Here is a 15,124-nt window from a genome sequence, read left to right as displayed (position 1 = left end):
CAGCAGCCCCAAACGCGTCATGGGCTCGCCCCCGGGGCCGGTGCGGCTTGGCTCGGCTGGGGCGCCTTGTCGTTTGGCTGCGCGGTGAATGATCCGGCGTGGCAATCGCTGGCCGGTGGCGCGCGTGGGACCTGGCCTTCGAGCAAGCCGCAATCCTGACCTGGCGAAGCGGCCGCGCCTGCCCAGTCCGGCAGACCTTGCGCCGCAACCAGCTTCATCGCGTCTTCGATTGGAATGCGCGCTATGCCGGCACCGCGATCAACCCAGGCAAGCCTGCCGAGTTCCTCATCTTCCCGCTTGCGGAACGCCGCGAGATCGGCTCCCGGCAAGCGCTGTAATGCGGGACCTGCTTGGCTGGTCTTCTCGGCATTCACCAAGGGCCAGTATGGAGCCGTGTCGAAAATCAGCTTCAGCGCCAGCGCCGCAAGCGCCAGGAAGACCACCAGCGCGACCCCGAAGAGCAGCAGGGCGCGTGGCCAGACATCACGCGTTTCAGGATGCGAGGCCTTAGCCACGGACCAGCCTCCTGCGCCACACAGCAATGCGGTCTGGCCTCTCCCAGAGGTAGAGGAAACACGCGCACCACGCGCCACCCGCCCCTGCAAACGCCGCCAGGTCCGGCCAGGACACCTGCGCGCCGGCTGCCGACAGCGACGGGCGAACGCGCCAGACGACATCAAGGAAATGTCCGGCAAGAACGACCGCGCCAAGCCCCAGCAGGCCGCGATGGCTGCGTTTGACCGAGCGTATGAGGAAGGCGAAGAAGGGCACCACGAACTGCAGCGCGATCAGCAGCCAGAGCAGATATTGCCAGCCGTTCCGGCCACGAAGGACGTACCAGTGGATTTCTTCCGGCAGGTCGCCGGCCCAGACGATCAGCCACTGCATGAAGGACAGGTACGTCCACATAAGCATGAAGCCGAACAGCATGTTGGCGACGTCTTCGCCAAGCGCCACGTCCTCCTCGCCACCGGGCATCGTCTCGATCGCGCGGCTGGCTGCCAACACCACCAGAGCCAATGCACACGCGCCGACGACTTCGGCAGCGGCTTCGAGCAGCGCGTAGATGGTCGACGTGAACTCCGGCTCGATTGACAGCATCCAGTCGATGGCAAGCACCGTTGCTGCCAGGCCGTGGACAATGAGCCCGATCGCATAGCCGGTGGTGTTCCCCTGTCTCGATCTGTCGCCATCAGGCGCTGTCCAGCCGATGACGAGCCAAGCGAGCACCAGCCACGCCAGTGCACACGCCAGGAAACGACCGATGAAGAATGGCACGTTGAGATAGGCAAGCTTTTGTCGCACCGCTTCCGGCAGCATCGCAGGGTCCGCTCCCACCCAGGGAAAGACCAGATCGAGCCGGGTGAGGACAGGTAGAAACAACAACAGCGCCAGCGGCAGCGTCGCGACGATGGCGCGCAGGGGCGGACGCAGCGCGTCGCCCCAACGACCGCCGGTCAGGCCATGAACCATCAGAACAGTCATCGCGCCAAGCGGCAGTCCGAGCAGGAACAGCGCTGCAGTCAGCCAGCCGGCAAGCGCTGTCTGCGGATTGTGAAAAAGCCCGATGCCGCAAAGCAGAAGTCCCGCGGCGGCCGCAACAACCATCGGAGCAAAAACACCATCGGGCCATGCGAAATGCCTCATCGCGCGGCCTCCGCATCGAGTTTCGCGCGAAGCGTATCCGGCAGCGCCTTGCCAGGTGCGTAGCGTGAATATTGCAAGGCCCTGATATAGGCGACGATCGCCCATCGATCCGTCGATGGCACCCGCGCGGCATAGGAATACATCGCGCCATAGCCGTTGGTGATCACGTCGTAGAAATGGCGATCGGGTGCCTTGCGCAGCGCGTCCCGATGATAGCTCGGCGGTGCCGGGAAACCGCGCTGGACCACCATCCCATGACCGTCGCCGGTGCGGCCATGGCAGGGCGAGCAGAAGATGTCGAAGCGTTGCTGCCCGCGCTGGAGAAACGCTGTGGTGACCGGGTACGGAAATCGGTCCGGCGTTGCCGCGAGGTCGGTGTCGCGCGCCACGCTGCCATCGACCGGCGTCCGGGCCGACATGCCGTCGGCGAATTGCTTGCTGGCCTCGAGCGGATTGTAGCGCGGCTGGTCGGCCATGTCCTGTTTGCAGCCAGCGAGCAGCAGGATGAATGGCAAGAACGGCGTCCGCCATCTCATGCCTCCACATCCTCGACTGTCTCCGCGCCAAGCCGGGTCAGCTGCCGCCTGGTGATGCCCTTGCGGTATTTCGGATCGGCGGCTTCGACGAGAAGGTAGAACTTGCCGCCCTGCGCGTAGGTGAAAGTTTTGGCGTTGAACACCGGATGGTAATATTGCGGCAAACTGTTCGCGCGGAGCATGCCGACGAAGCCGGCCAGGGCCGCGCCCAGTATGGCTGCCTCGAAGGCGATCACCATGAAAGGCGGCCAGGAATGCAGCGGCCGGCCGCCGACATTGACGGGATAGTCGATCTCGACCGAATAGAGGATCAGTGCATAAACCAGCAGCCCGCCGGCAATGCCGCCCGCCAGCACCGCCCATGGCAGCCGCGTCCTTGGCATGCCCAAAATTTCGGCAAGGCCGCGCACCTCGAAGGGCGAGAACGCATCCATGCGCCGGTAACCCTTGTCGCGCATCGTGCGCGCCGCCTGCGTCAGCGCATCGGGATCGGCGAAAGCCGCGATGACGCCATGGAGGCTCATGCGGCCCCGCTTTTCTCTTCGACCAATTCCTCGACCTCGAAGATGGTGATCGCCGGCAGGATGCGGATGAAGAGGAAGACCAGCGCGAAAAAGGTACCGACCGAACCGAACAGGATGCCGAAATCGAGCCAGGTCAGAGACTGCTCGCCCCAGGACGACGGCAGGTAGTCACGGCTCGGACCTGTTACCACGATGACATAGCGCTCCAGCCACATGCCGATGTTGATGACCAGCGCGATCGAAAACAAAACCGGCATGTTGAGCCGCACGCGGCGCAGCCAGAGCAGCTGCAGCACGATGCAATTGCAAAACAGCATGATCCAGAACAATGGCGCGTAAGGACCGACTGCGCGCTGGGCCATCATCGCGCGCTCATAAGGCTGCCCGGAATACCAGGCGAAGAATGATTCCGACGCATAGCCGTAGATGACGATCATGCCGGCCGCGATCATCAGCTTGGCGGCGTTCTCCATGTGGCGCAACGTGATCAGGTCTTCGACCGCGAAGGCCCAGCGCAAGGGAATGGCGATGGTCAGCACCATGGCAAAGCCGGAGAGCAGCGCGCCGGCGACGAAGTAAGGCGGGAAGATCGTCGAGTGATAGCCCGGCGTGACGGCATAGGTGAAATCGAGCGCGACGATCGAATGCACCGACACGACGAGCGGTGTGGCAAGGGCCGCCATCAGGAAATAGACGGTCCGATAGCGCGCCCAATGGTAGGCCGAGCCGCGCCAGCCAAGCGCCAGGATGCCGTAGAAGAGTTGGCCGGCGCGCGATCTGGCGCAGTCGCGCAGCACGCCGAGATCCGGCAGCAGTCCCATGTACCAGAACAGCAGCGACACGCTGGCGTAGGTGGAAATCGCGGCAAAATCCCAGACCAGCGGGCTGCGCCATTGTGGCCAATGCATATGGGTGTTGGGCAGGGGCAGCAGCCAGTAGAAGAACCATGGCCGGCCGAGATGCAGGATCGGGTAGAGCCCGGCCATCGCCACGGCAAACAGCGTCATCGCCTCGGCGAAGCGGTTGATCGAGGCACGCCAGGGCTGGCGCAGCAAAAGCAGCACCGCCGAGATCAGCGTGCCGGCATGGCCGATGCCGATCCACCAGACGAAGCTGGAAATCATCGTGCCCCAGACGACAGGAATGTTGACGCCGTAAGCGCCCACGCCGACCGAGATCAGGTAGGTGATGGAATAGAGGAACAGCAGCACGAAGGCGAAGCAGACGAAGAACGCCGCCCAGAAGAAGCGCGGCAGCTTGCCTTGCAGGACGATCGCGCTGATACGGCCGCTGATCTCGGGAAAATCATGGCGCCCCCGCAGCACCGGCGCTTGCGGCTGGGCTTTTCCGGCTCTGAGGGCGACCGCTTCAGCCATCGCCGGTCTCTGTGCCTGGCTTGCCGCCGATCCCGGCGTTCGGATTGGTGATCTTGCCGAGATAGGTGGTGCGCGGCCGCGTGTTCAGCTCTTCGAGCAGGGCATAGTTATGCGGCGCGGCTTTCTCGCGCGATACCTGAGAACCCTTCCTGTTGAGGTCCCCAAAGATGATGGCCTGTGTCGGGCATGCCTGCTGGCAAGCGGTGACGACTTCGCCATCGGCGATTTCGCGGTTCTCGATCTGCGCGCGGATGCGCTTTTCGGCGACGCGCTGGACGCAATAAGTGCATTTTTCCATGACGCCGCGCGAGCGCACGGTGACGTCAGGATTATGCACGGCCTGCCGTTGCCCGGCGCTGTCCTTGTCGAACTCCTGGTACTCGAGGAAATTGAAGCGGCGCACCTTGTAGGGGCAGTTCTGCGAACAGTAACGCGTGCCGATGCAGCGGTTGTAGACCTGCGCGTTCAGGCCGTCATGGGTGTGGATCGTCGCGTTGACCGGACAGACCGCCTCGCAGGGCGCCTTCTCGCAATGCATGCAAGGCACGGGTTGGAAGAAGGTGTCGGGGTCGTCGACCGCGCCGGCGTAGTAACGGTCGATGCGCAGCCAATGCATTTCGTGACCGCGGGCGGCTTCATCCGGTCCGACGGTCGCGATGTTGTTCTCGGCCTGGCAGGCCGATACGCAAGCCATGCAGCCGATGCAGGCCGAGAGGTCGATCGACATGCCCCAGGCTTCCTGGTCGTAGGTCCAGTCGCGGTACAGCGATTCCGTCGGCGCCGGCGGCACGCCGTCACGAACGAAATGCGGATCTTGCCTGAAGGCGTCGAGCGTCGCGTGCCGCACGATCGCCCTGCCCTCCATCGCCTGATGGTGCTGGGTCGTCACCACCCGCGCCGACCCGTCGCGCGCGGTCAACACGAGGCCATCGGCAAACCACGGAGCCTCTGTGGTACGCAGAATGAAGGCATCGTAGCCACCGGACAACGCGGCGACCGAACCGATCTTGCGCCTGAACCCGAGCGACAGCGTCACCGTGTCGTCAGGCTGTCCGGGCATGATCCAGGCCGGCGCGTCGAGATCCTTGCCGCCTCGTGCCAGATTGACCACTTGCCCGTTTTCGAGCCCCAGGCGCTGTGCGGTCGCCGGCGAGATCAGCGCCGCATTGCCCCAGACGAGCTTGCTCAGCGGGCGGGGCAACTCTTGCAGCCACGGCGAATTGGCGTTGCGGCCGTCGCGAAGCCAGGGATCGGCCTCGAAGCGGACCTCCAGCCGATTGGCAACAGGAGCATGCGGCGCGGGATCGCCGATATCCGCCGGCATCGAGACGACGACAGGAGCAATGACGCTGTTCGGTATGACGCCATCGCGCAATGCCTTTCGCCAGCCTGCCTCGTCCATGTCAGCCCATGTCTGGCGCACCAGGGCTTGCATATCGGCATCGAACTCACCGCCGAGCGCCGCCAGCAGTTGATGCAGGCTCTTGCCTCCGAACAGAGGCTGGATCAGCGGCTGCACGATCGAGGCCGTGCCGTCATAGGCACGGATGTCGCTCCAGCTCTCCAACTCGTGCGCGGCGGGAATGTGCCACTGCGCCAGAAATGCGGTCTCGTCGCGATAGAGTCCCCAGTGGACGAGAAGCTTCAGCTTCAAAAAGGCCTTGCGCACATCGACGTCCGACGGCGCCGTGTGCAAGGGATTGGAGCCGAGCACGATGGCGCTGTCGACCGATCCGCTGGTGATGGCCTGGCAAAGCGCGGCAAGATCGCCGTCGATCGGCATGGCGTGCGGCGGCTCGATGAAATCCAGCGTGTTGCCGACGGCTCCGAGCCTGACATTCATGGCAAAGGCCACCGCATGCACGAACGGCGTCTGGTGCGCGCCAGGCACCACCAGGGCGTTGCGGCCGGCCTCGCGGAGATCGTCGACAAGCGCGTATTCCATGCCGAGCGACGGCAAACTCGCCGCATCGTGCCCGCCTTCGAGAGCTGCCTTGATCGCCGCCGCAATGCCTTCCACCAGACTCGGTCTGACGGCACGGCGATGATCCGCCGCCGCACCCGTGATTGTGGGCGTCGACTCGACGACGTAGAGACGGTTCATCATGTCCGTCGGCTTGCGCACGCGCCGCCGCTGCGCGAAATCGCGGGCATAGGCCAGACGTCCCGGCCCTTCGCCGAGGAAATCGGCATCAAGGCTGACGATCACATCGGCGCGGTCGAAATGGTAGATCGGTGTCAGCGGCCTGCCGAACAGTTTGGCCGTTGCCTGCTCGTTCGCGCTGGCCGCAAGCGGATCGTGCCTGAAGACGCGAAGTTTGGGGTAGCGCTGCTTGAGCGATCCGATCTGCGCCTTGGTCGTCGGCGATGTTGTCGCCTCGATCAGCAGTGCCAAACCTTGCCCGCCCGAAGCGGCCAATCCGCCGGCAAGCTTCGCCATGTCTTTGAGAAAGTCGCCGTAACTCGCAGGCTCGCCTTGCCTGAGCGGGGTGCGAGACCGTTCGGGATCGAATAGCGACAGCACCGCCGCCTGCATGATGGCGTCGGTAGCGCCGCGCGAGGCCGGATGATCCGGATTGCCCTCGACCTTGGTCGGCCGCCCTTCATGGCTCTCGACAAGCGCGCCGATGCCGTAGCCATCGTTGGAAAGGGCCGTCGCATAATAGAGCGGCTTTCCGGGAATAATGTCTTCCGGCTGGCGCACGTAAGGCACGATGCGTTCGGCCTCGCTGCAGGCGGTCAGACCGGCCAGCGAGAGTGACGCGCCCATCAGCTTCAATAAGGTGCGTCGGTCGAGGCCGAACGGCAGGCGTTCGGCGATGGCCGGAAATTCCGCCTCGACGAAGCGCCGGAACTCGGCCGTATCGGCCAGTTCATCCAGGCTCCGCCACGGCTCGCGTCCCGTCGCAGCTCGCCGCAATGCCGCTAGATCGGAGACCGAGACTGGCTTGATGTCAGCGATGGCAGACATAGCAATCCGTCATCGTCTCGGGGTGGATATCAAGAATGCTGATCAGGGAACGCCTGACCTGTTCGATGTCCTGCGGCGGATTCCAGTGCAGCAGGAAAACGTCCTGCGGCGGACGGAGATTGGGACCGGGATCGCGATGACAGCCCAGGCACCATTCCATCGACAAAGAATGCGCGCGCTGCATCAGCGGCATGTCGTCGACATCGCCGTGGCAGGTCTCGCAGGCGACGCCCTTGGCGATGTGGATGGAGTGGTTGAAGTAGACGAAGTCCGGCACCGAATTGACGCGCTGCCATTGCAGCGGCTGTCCTGAGGCAAGGCTTGCGCGCACCGGCGCCAGCATGTCGGCATTGGTGAATATCTGCGAGTGGCAGGTCATGCACACCTCGGTCGCGGGCAATCCCGCGGACGCCGATGTCTCGACGCCATTGTGGCAATAGCGGCAGTCCAGCCCGATATCGCCGACGTGGTGCTTGTGACTGAACGGGACTGCCTGTGCCACGGGACGGCCAACACCGGTGATAAACCCCGAACGCAAAAGTGCCGTGCCGCCGATGGCCGCGAAAATCGCGAAGAAACAAAGTCCCCACAGTATGAAGCGGGCAATCCCGTTGGCATTGCTGGAAAAGACCTGCGGCATCCCCTCGCCGGTTTTCATTCATTTTTGGATCGAGCGCCTAACGGCTGCGACGTGACAAAGGTTCCGCAGGCGCGGACTGCTCACAAAATGGTGACCCTCGAGCACGCAGCCGAAAACCGCCGGGAATCGCAACCCTGCGCAATCCCCGGCGTTCGAAATCATCACGATCGATGCGGCAATGTTGCCATGAAGTCGGATGGGAACATAAACGCCGTACTTCGGTTAGACCGACAAACGCGCCACCACAGAGGCGACAGCCCATGAGACAGGACATAGTGCCAGGAGAGGCATTGCCTGACCATATTCTTGCCGACCATACAAAGGCGCCTCGTCGCCTGGCCGGGGCGGTCGCTCGGTACGCAGGCCGGGCCGACGAGAGTTGACCGCTTTGACCGACACACCACTGAAGATTGGCGTCGGCGTGCCGCTCGGCGGGATGGGCGAGACGCTCGGTCGCGAAATGGCCAACGCCATCCAGCTCGCTGTCGATGGCGCGAACGAGGCCGGTGGCATCAACGGCCACCGGATCGAAGCGGTCGTCCTCGACGACAAAGGTCGCGAGGAAGACGGCGAGCGGGTCGTGAAGGAATTCGTTCGCAATGCCGCTGCCGTCGCGGCGATCGGCCATTACAACAGCAATGTTACCTTGCACGTCGCGCCTCTCTATGCCGCGGCCGGTCTGCCGTTGATCGGTCCGATCGTCTCCAACCCGGCACTAACGCACTCCGGATGGAGCAACGTTTACCGTTTCACCAACAGTGACGATGCGACAGGGCTCGCCATCGCCCAATACATGGTCCGCCAGTTGGGCAAGAAAACTGTTGTCGTCATCCAGACCGACACCGTCTATGGAAGGAGCATGAGCAAGGAGTTCGCCGCCGCATTTGAAGCTGCCGGCGGCTCTGTTCTGCGGCGGCACACAGTTCAGGAAGGCGAAAGAAATTTCGCGGACCTCGTGGCCTCCTTGCCTCGGGAAGCGAGCGCCATCTTCTATGGCGGGACCTTCGAGGGTGCCCCTCTGGTGAAGGAAATGCGGACCCGGCAGGATGATCGCCTGTTCGCCACCGGCGATGGTTGCTGGGACGTCGGAAATTTTCTTGAGCCGGCCGCAGCCGCCGCCGAGCAGGGTGAAGGCGTCCTCGTTCTTTCAGCATGTCCGCAACTGGGTGAAATTGCCGGATCGCTGGAAATGGCCGATCGATACGAGCGGCGTTTCGGACGGATCAGGAATTATGCCGTCAATGCCTTTGACGCCGCGGCGACGTTGATCGATGCCATCCGGGTCGCCTCCAACAACGGCGACCCGACCCGGGATCGCGTCGCGGACGCGCTGCGTGGGATACATCGCCAGGGGATTGCGTACGAACAAAAGATTTCCTGGGATGCCAACGGCGATAATCGCGCCGCGGTTACGGCCTTGCATAGGATCGAGAGCGGTCGATTCCGGCAGGTAGCCGTTGTGAAGAAGGAGGGCAACCAGGACGAGCCAGAAGACTGAGGCGCTTGTGAAGGACAGCCCAGGCTACATCTGGCCTCGAAATCAGGACGCAACTTCGAGCACGATCTTTCCGCGCACATGCTTGTTTTCCAGCCAGGCTTCGGCGGCAGCGGCCTCCTGCAGCGGAAAGGTCGCGTCGACGTGCGGCCGCACCTTGCCCTCGTCAATCAGGCGGCCGATTTCGCCAAGCTGGGCTGCATTCGGCTTCGCCATGTAATGAATGCCGCTGGCGCCGGCTTTGCGTGCGCTCTCAATAGACGGTTCCGCCAGCGTCGACACGATTATCCCGCCAGGCTTTACGACGGCCCAGGAGCGATCCTGCGTCTCGCCAGCGACCAGATCGAAGACGAGATCAACCTTGCCGACAATATCCTCGAACCGCTCGTTTTTGTAATCGATGGCCTGATCGGCGCCCAGCGAGCGCGCGAATTCGATATCCTTGCCGGAAACGGTGGTCGCAACGAACGCGCCCTTTGCCTTTGCCAGCTGGACAGCAAAATGGCCGACCCCGCCAGCCCCGCCATGGATCAGGACGCGCTGCCCGGCCGTCAGTGCACCATGGTCGAAAAGCCCCTGCCAGGCGGTGAGCGCTGCAAGCGGCACCGCCGCCGCATGCAGGTGGTCCACGGACTGTGGCTTGGCGGCCATTTCGATTGCCTTCACCACAACATATTCAGCTTGGCCACCGCGATCCGGTCCCAGCATCGCATAGAACGGATCGCCTTTTTTGAGCGTGTGCGCCCTCGTGCCGCAGAGTTCGACGGTGCCGGAAACGTCACGGCCAAGCGTCATCGGCAGTTGGTCCTTCTTTCCGCCTCCGGATCTGATTTTGTAATCAACCGGATTGACGCTGCTGGCATGGACCTTCAGCAAGACCTCATCGTCGTGCGGCTGCGGAAACGGAGCGTCCTCGAGTGAGAGAACGTCCGGTCCGCCAAATTCGTGGATGCGAACGGCTTTCATGGTCGCCATCATCGTACTCCCGTGTCAGCTTTTTCTCCCCCTCACCGCGAGCTATGGGCATGCGGAGAGCCGGGGCATGTGACCAAACAGCTGAGATGGCGGAAGGTTCAACTCGATCGCTGTTTTTGGAAGCCAGGCAAGGTCCTCGAAGCCGCCTGGAGGAGCGACCACCCGTCATTGCCAAGGGCTCCGCTTCCAGGCCGAACTCCTGACAGCAAGCCGGAGTTCCCTCTCCGCCTGCCATATGCGCGGCAGGTCAATCTTGGATTTGGAACCGATCCAAACGGCGCGACGTTGGGTCAAATCATGATTGGCAAGATCGGAACCCGAGATCTCCACATCACCCATGAAGAGATCGGCCCCGCGGCTGGGCGGCCGATCGTCTTGGTGCATGGCCGGCCGACAACATGCGCTGCTGGGTCGGCGTCACTTCTTCTGATCGGAGCGATAGGGACTTCTGATCGGAGCGATAGGGACCTCCTTCTGAAGGGACGTCGCCGCGCGGCATCCAGGAGGCTACGGTGGCGAAGGTGGATGAAAGCGATCCCCAAATCCTGCAGATCATGACCACAGAGCATTTTGTTCTGCAGACCGCACGGGCGGCCACGATTCAGGAAGCGAGCCAGCGTGCGAACCTGTTCCTGACCACCGTTTCGAGCGCCGCGATCGCCCTCGGCTTCGTCGCCCAGGTCACCCGCATGGGAGGGCCGTTCGTGCTGTTCAGCCTGATTTTGCTCCCTTGCCTTTATTTCCTGGGTTTGGTCACTTTCGTGCGTGCGGTGCAAGTCGCCATCGAGGATATGGTGCATGCGCGCGGGATGGCCCGGATAAGGCATTATTACGTCGAGCATGCGCCCGTCATGGAGTACTATCTGATCCATTCCACCCATGACGATCAGTCGGCCGTGCGCGTCGACAAGGGTCTTAGATCTTCGCCATGGCAGTTCTTCGTGACTGCCGCAGGAATGGTGAGCGTGATCAGCAGTGCCATCGCCGGGGTTTTTTCCAGCGTGGTCGTGACATCGGTGATCGGCCCGGCGATCCCGCTCAGCGTGATCGTGGGTCTGTTGATATTCGGCGCGAGCATCCTTTTGCTGCGGCGATACCATCTACATTCCTGGGCGGCGGCGGAGCAAAAATTGGTGGTGCGCTTTCCCGACGCTTCAAAAGAATGACTTCTTACCTGACCTTTCGGGTGGATCGGCCGGACGTTCACTCGAGCGCAACCAAGGTTGAACAGGACTCCAGCTCGCGCAACTGAGTCGCGGGTCCTTAGACCTGCATCACCGCGCGGCTGTGGCGCGCGATGACGTTCTCCTCGTCGGTTGCAACCACGCGCACTTCCACCTTGCTGTCGGGACGGCTTATGATCTTTGCATGGATGTCATTGGCCGCCTCGTCGAGCGCCATGCCGAGCCAAGTCAATTTATCGCAGATCGTCTTGCGGATGGACGATGAGCGTTCGCCGATGCCGGCGGTGAATACGAGACATTCGAGACCACCCATGGTGTTTGCGAGCGCGGCTGCTTCCCTCGCGGCACGGAAGGCGAAAAGCTCAATCGCCTCGTGAGCGCGAGCATCACTGCTTGCCTCCAGCGTGCGCATGTCGCCCGAAATGCCGGATACACCGAGCAGTCCGGATTTCTCATAGAGCGTTGTCTGCAACTCGTCCGCTGCCATGCCTCTCTCCAGCAGGAGGTACAACAGCACCCCGGGGTCGATGGCGCCGCACCGAGTGCCCATGACAAGACCGTCCAGTGCCGAAAAGCCCATGGTGGTATCGACGCTTTTGCCCTCGCGCAGAGCGCAGAGGCTTGCCCCGTTTCCGAGATGAGCGACGATTGTCCGCTTCGCCGCGAGCGCGGGCGATATCTCGCTCAGCCGCCTGGCGATATATTCGTAGGAGAGGCCATGAAATCCGTAGCGCCGCAGTCCCTCCCGTTCATATTCTTGCGGAATGGCAAAGCGCCGCACCAGCGGCTCGATCGTTTGGTGAAACGCGGTGTCGAAACATCCGACCTGTGGCAGATCCGGTTGCAATGCAGCTATCGCGCGAACCGGCGCGATACTGCGAGGCTGGTGCAAAGGCGCGAGTGCGGTCAGCCTGTCCAATGCCTCGATGGTGGCGGGCGTCAGACGGACAGGTTTGCTGAACTCCTTTCCGCCATGCACGATACGGTGGCCGGCGCAGATCAGCTTTTTTCCACCAAGTTCCCCCTGCACCAAACTCAGTATTTCGCCTATGCCCGCCTCATGCGGATCGTCCGCGGTGAACTGCCTGTCGCACTGCACTGTTCCATCGGCCGCTTTCGCCGTGAGCCTGGGCGCGTCGCCCAAATCCAGAGTGCCGCGCGAAACGAGCTGCTGGCCGTCTGGCGAGGCAAGATCGTATAGGGCGAACTTGACACTGGACGAACCGGCATTCAGCGCCAGGATCGATTGGCTCATCGACCAGCCTTTCCCCCGCTCGCAGCCGGCCAACTCCATTTCTGGATCTCGGGCATGTCTTCGCCGTACTCGCGGACATAGGCCTTGTGCCTTGCCAGCCTGCCGTCAAGGTCCGCGGCGAGGCTTTCCGCCCGTTCGGCCAAGCCCGGCACGCGTGCGATCGCGGCAAGTGCGAGGTGGTAGCGATCGAGTTCGTTGAGCACCACCATGTCGAACGGCGTCGTCGTGGTGCCCTCCTCGCGAAAGCCGTGCACATGCATGTTGTCATGGTTGGCACGACGGTAGGTCAGGCGATGGATGAGATAGGGATAGCCATGATAGGCGAAGATGACCGGCGTTGTCTTCGTGAACAGCGCATCGAAAGCCTGGTCGGTGAGGCCGTGAGGATGTTCGGTGTTCGACTGCAACGTCATCAGGTCGACGACATTGACGACGCGGATTTTCAGATCGGGAATTGCGGAGCGAAGAAGGTCCGTCGCAGCCAGCGTTTCCAGCGTCGGAACATCGCCGGCACAGGCCAGCACCACATCCGGCTCCTCGCCTTTCGAAACAGTGCCGGCCCATTCCCAGATACCTGCGCCGGCCTTGCAGTGCGCTTCAGCGTCTTCGATGGACAGCCATTGCGGCGCCCGCTGCTTGCCGGCGGTGATGACATTGATGCGGTTGTAGGTTCTCAGGCAATGGTCGGTAATCCACAGCAGCGTGTTGGCATCCGGCGGGAAATAGAGCCTGACCGTGTCAGCCTTCTTGTTGGCGACAAAGTCGGCAAAGCCGGGGTCCTGATGGCTGAAGCCATTGTGATCCTGCCGCCATACATGAGAGGTCAGCAGGTAATTGAGCGAGGCGATCGGCTTGCGCCAGGCAAGCTCGCCAGAAGTTTTCAACCATTTGGCATGCTGGTTGACCATGGAATCGACGATGTGAATGAACGCCTCATAGCATGAGAACAGACCGTGTCGGCCGGTGAGCAGATAACCTTCCAGCCATCCCTGGCAGAGATGCTCGCTCAGCACTTCCATGACGCGGCCGTCGCGGGAAAGATGGACGTCGTAAGGTTCGATGCGCTCCATCCATATCCGATCCGTGGCCTCGAACACTGCGTCAAGGCGATTGGAAGACGTCTCGTCCGGTCCTACCAGCCGGAAATTCCGTGCTTTGGCGTTAAGTCGAAAGACCTCGCGAAGATAGCCACCGCAAGTCCGTGTCGCTTCGGCAACGACGCCGCCGGGCCGAGGCACTTCGAGTGCCAGGCTTTTCCAGTCCGGTAGCACAAGGTCGCGCTTCAACAGCCCGCCATTGGCATGTGGAGTTGCGCCCATGCGCCTTGTTCCAGCTGGGGCAAGGGCCGCGAGTTCCGGCAGCAGATGTCCATCCTTATCGAACAGTTGTTCCGGTTCGTAGCTTCGCATCCAGGTTTCGAGGATCTTGCGGTGCTCGTCATTGCCGCGGGCGTTCGATACCGGCACTTGGTGCGAGCGCCAGAAACCCTCGACTTTTTCGCCATCGACCTCTTTCGGCCCAGTCCAGCCCTTCGGGCTGCGCAGGACGACCATCGGCCATCGTGGGCGTTCGCCATGCCATCCTGAACGTCGGGCTTGCCCTTGAATGGAATGGATCCGATCGAACACCGTGTCGAGCGTCCCGGCCATCGCCTGGTGCATGGCAACCGGCTCATGGCCTTCGACAAAGAACGGTTCGTAGCCGTAGCCGGTAAAGAGGTCGCGCAGCTCCTCGTCGTCCATGCGGCCGAGGATCGTCGGGTTGGCGATCTTGTAGCCATTGAGGTGCAGGATCGGCAGGACGGCGCCGTCCGACGCCGGGTTCAGGAACTTGTTTGAATGCCACGCCGCGGCGAGTGGACCGGTCTCGGCTTCGCCATCGCCGACGATGCAGGCGACTGTCAGATCCGGATTGTCGAATGCGGCGCCGAAAGCATGGACCAGCGCATATCCGAGCTCTCCACCCTCATGAATGGAGCCGGGCGTTTCTGGCGCCGCGTGACTTGGCACCCCACCTGGAAAGGAAAACTGCCGGAACAGTTTTCTCAGGCCGTCTTCGCCTTGACCAATATCGGGGTAGATCTCGCTATAAGTGCCCTCGAGCCAGGTGCTGGCGACCATTGCCGGACCGCCATGTCCTGGGCCGCAGATAAACAGCACATCGAGATCACGCTCGCGGATAATCCGGTTGAGATGCAGGTAGACGAAATTGAGCCCCGGCGTCGTGCCCCAATGGCCAAGCAGCCGCGGCTTCACATGCTCGGCCTTCAAGGGTTGGCGCAGCAGCGGATTGTCGAGCAGATAGATCTGGCCAACCGAGATGTAATTCGCGGCGCGCCAGTAGCGGTTCATGAGGTCGATCCGTTCGAGGCTGATCACCTGCGTCGTCGCGGCGGTCTTGTTGTCCATCACCCAGTCTCCAGCCTCGGTTCGCTGGATTTAACTGGAGCGGCTTGGCGCCCGAGCAAGGCCAAATTGGCAGCAAGCGGAAACGATTGAACAATTGGAAACGACTGAAATTG

Annotated in this window: 12 protein-coding genes; 2 read left to right on the top strand and 10 right to left on the bottom strand. The window is 62.4% G+C overall.

The window, feature by feature from the left end:
* Window positions 1-17: 17 nt before the first annotated feature.
* Genes FJ492_RS17955 through FJ492_RS17925 form a run of 7 tightly spaced genes read right to left on the bottom strand, consistent with a single transcriptional unit; the run spans window position 18 to window position 7,694 of the window.
* A complete protein-coding gene (locus FJ492_RS17955; protein ID WP_140771262.1) occupies window positions 18-515 on the bottom strand; it encodes a hypothetical protein in 498 nt (165 codons plus the stop codon).
* On the bottom strand, window positions 508-1,647 hold the full coding sequence (locus tag FJ492_RS17950; RefSeq protein WP_140771260.1) for a hypothetical protein: 1,140 nt from the start codon (window positions 1,645-1,647) through the stop codon (window positions 508-510). The genes FJ492_RS17955 and FJ492_RS17950 overlap by 8 nt, the downstream gene beginning before the upstream one ends.
* Window positions 1,644-2,183, bottom strand: a complete 540-nt coding sequence (locus FJ492_RS17945; RefSeq protein ID WP_140771258.1) for a cytochrome c — start codon at window positions 2,181-2,183, stop codon at window positions 1,644-1,646. Before FJ492_RS17945 ends, FJ492_RS17950 begins: the two co-directional genes overlap by 4 nt.
* Window positions 2,180-2,707 carry a DUF3341 domain-containing protein gene (locus tag FJ492_RS17940; protein ID WP_140717491.1) on the bottom strand — a complete coding sequence of 176 codons (528 nt, stop codon included), beginning with the start codon at window positions 2,705-2,707 and terminating at the stop codon, window positions 2,180-2,182. Before FJ492_RS17940 ends, FJ492_RS17945 begins: the two co-directional genes overlap by 4 nt.
* Entirely contained in the window at window positions 2,704-4,083 is a 1,380-nt protein-coding gene (nrfD, locus tag FJ492_RS17935; RefSeq protein ID WP_140771256.1) for an NrfD/PsrC family molybdoenzyme membrane anchor subunit, read from the bottom strand. The genes FJ492_RS17940 and nrfD overlap by 4 nt, the downstream gene beginning before the upstream one ends.
* On the bottom strand, window positions 4,076-7,054 hold the full coding sequence (locus FJ492_RS17930) for a TAT-variant-translocated molybdopterin oxidoreductase (RefSeq protein ID WP_140771254.1): 2,979 nt from the start codon (window positions 7,052-7,054) through the stop codon (window positions 4,076-4,078). The genes nrfD and FJ492_RS17930 overlap by 8 nt, the downstream gene beginning before the upstream one ends.
* The gene (locus tag FJ492_RS17925; protein WP_140750804.1) at window positions 7,038-7,694 is read right to left on the bottom strand and encodes a cytochrome c3 family protein; all 657 of its coding nucleotides are present in this window, start codon (window positions 7,692-7,694) and stop codon (window positions 7,038-7,040) included. The genes FJ492_RS17930 and FJ492_RS17925 overlap by 17 nt, the downstream gene beginning before the upstream one ends.
* A gap of 388 nt (window positions 7,695-8,082) precedes the next feature.
* On the opposite strand from FJ492_RS17925, the gene FJ492_RS17920 reads away from it, so the two are divergent.
* Window positions 8,083-9,192, top strand: coding sequence for a branched-chain amino acid ABC transporter substrate-binding protein (locus tag FJ492_RS17920; protein ID WP_140771252.1), 1,110 nt, complete (start codon window positions 8,083-8,085; stop codon window positions 9,190-9,192).
* 42 nt (window positions 9,193-9,234) lie between these two features.
* Here the strand turns inward: FJ492_RS17920 and FJ492_RS17915 are convergent, their stop codons facing one another.
* Window positions 9,235-10,164: an NADP-dependent oxidoreductase gene (locus FJ492_RS17915; protein WP_246676054.1), complete on the bottom strand. Its 930-nt coding sequence runs from the start codon at window positions 10,162-10,164 to the stop codon at window positions 9,235-9,237.
* Window positions 10,165-10,676: 512 nt separating this feature from the next.
* Here FJ492_RS17915 and FJ492_RS17910 point away from each other — a divergent pair.
* Window positions 10,677-11,330: a hypothetical protein gene (locus FJ492_RS17910; RefSeq protein WP_246672940.1), complete on the top strand. Its 654-nt coding sequence runs from the start codon at window positions 10,677-10,679 to the stop codon at window positions 11,328-11,330.
* 97 nt (window positions 11,331-11,427) lie between these two features.
* On the opposite strand, the gene FJ492_RS17905 is transcribed toward FJ492_RS17910, so the two are convergent.
* Window positions 11,428-12,603, bottom strand: a complete 1,176-nt coding sequence (locus FJ492_RS17905; RefSeq protein WP_140771249.1) for an acetate/propionate family kinase — start codon at window positions 12,601-12,603, stop codon at window positions 11,428-11,430.
* Window positions 12,600-15,011, bottom strand: a complete 2,412-nt coding sequence (locus FJ492_RS17900; RefSeq protein ID WP_140771246.1) for a phosphoketolase family protein — start codon at window positions 15,009-15,011, stop codon at window positions 12,600-12,602. Before FJ492_RS17900 ends, FJ492_RS17905 begins: the two co-directional genes overlap by 4 nt.
* Between the last annotated feature and the right edge of the window lie 113 nt (window positions 15,012-15,124).

Origin of the sequence: Mesorhizobium sp. B2-5-4 (assembly GCF_006441095.1) — a bacterium.
Lineage (GTDB): Bacteria > Pseudomonadota > Alphaproteobacteria > Rhizobiales > Rhizobiaceae > Mesorhizobium > Mesorhizobium salmacidum.
This window is presented reverse-complemented; position numbering and strand designations above follow the sequence as displayed.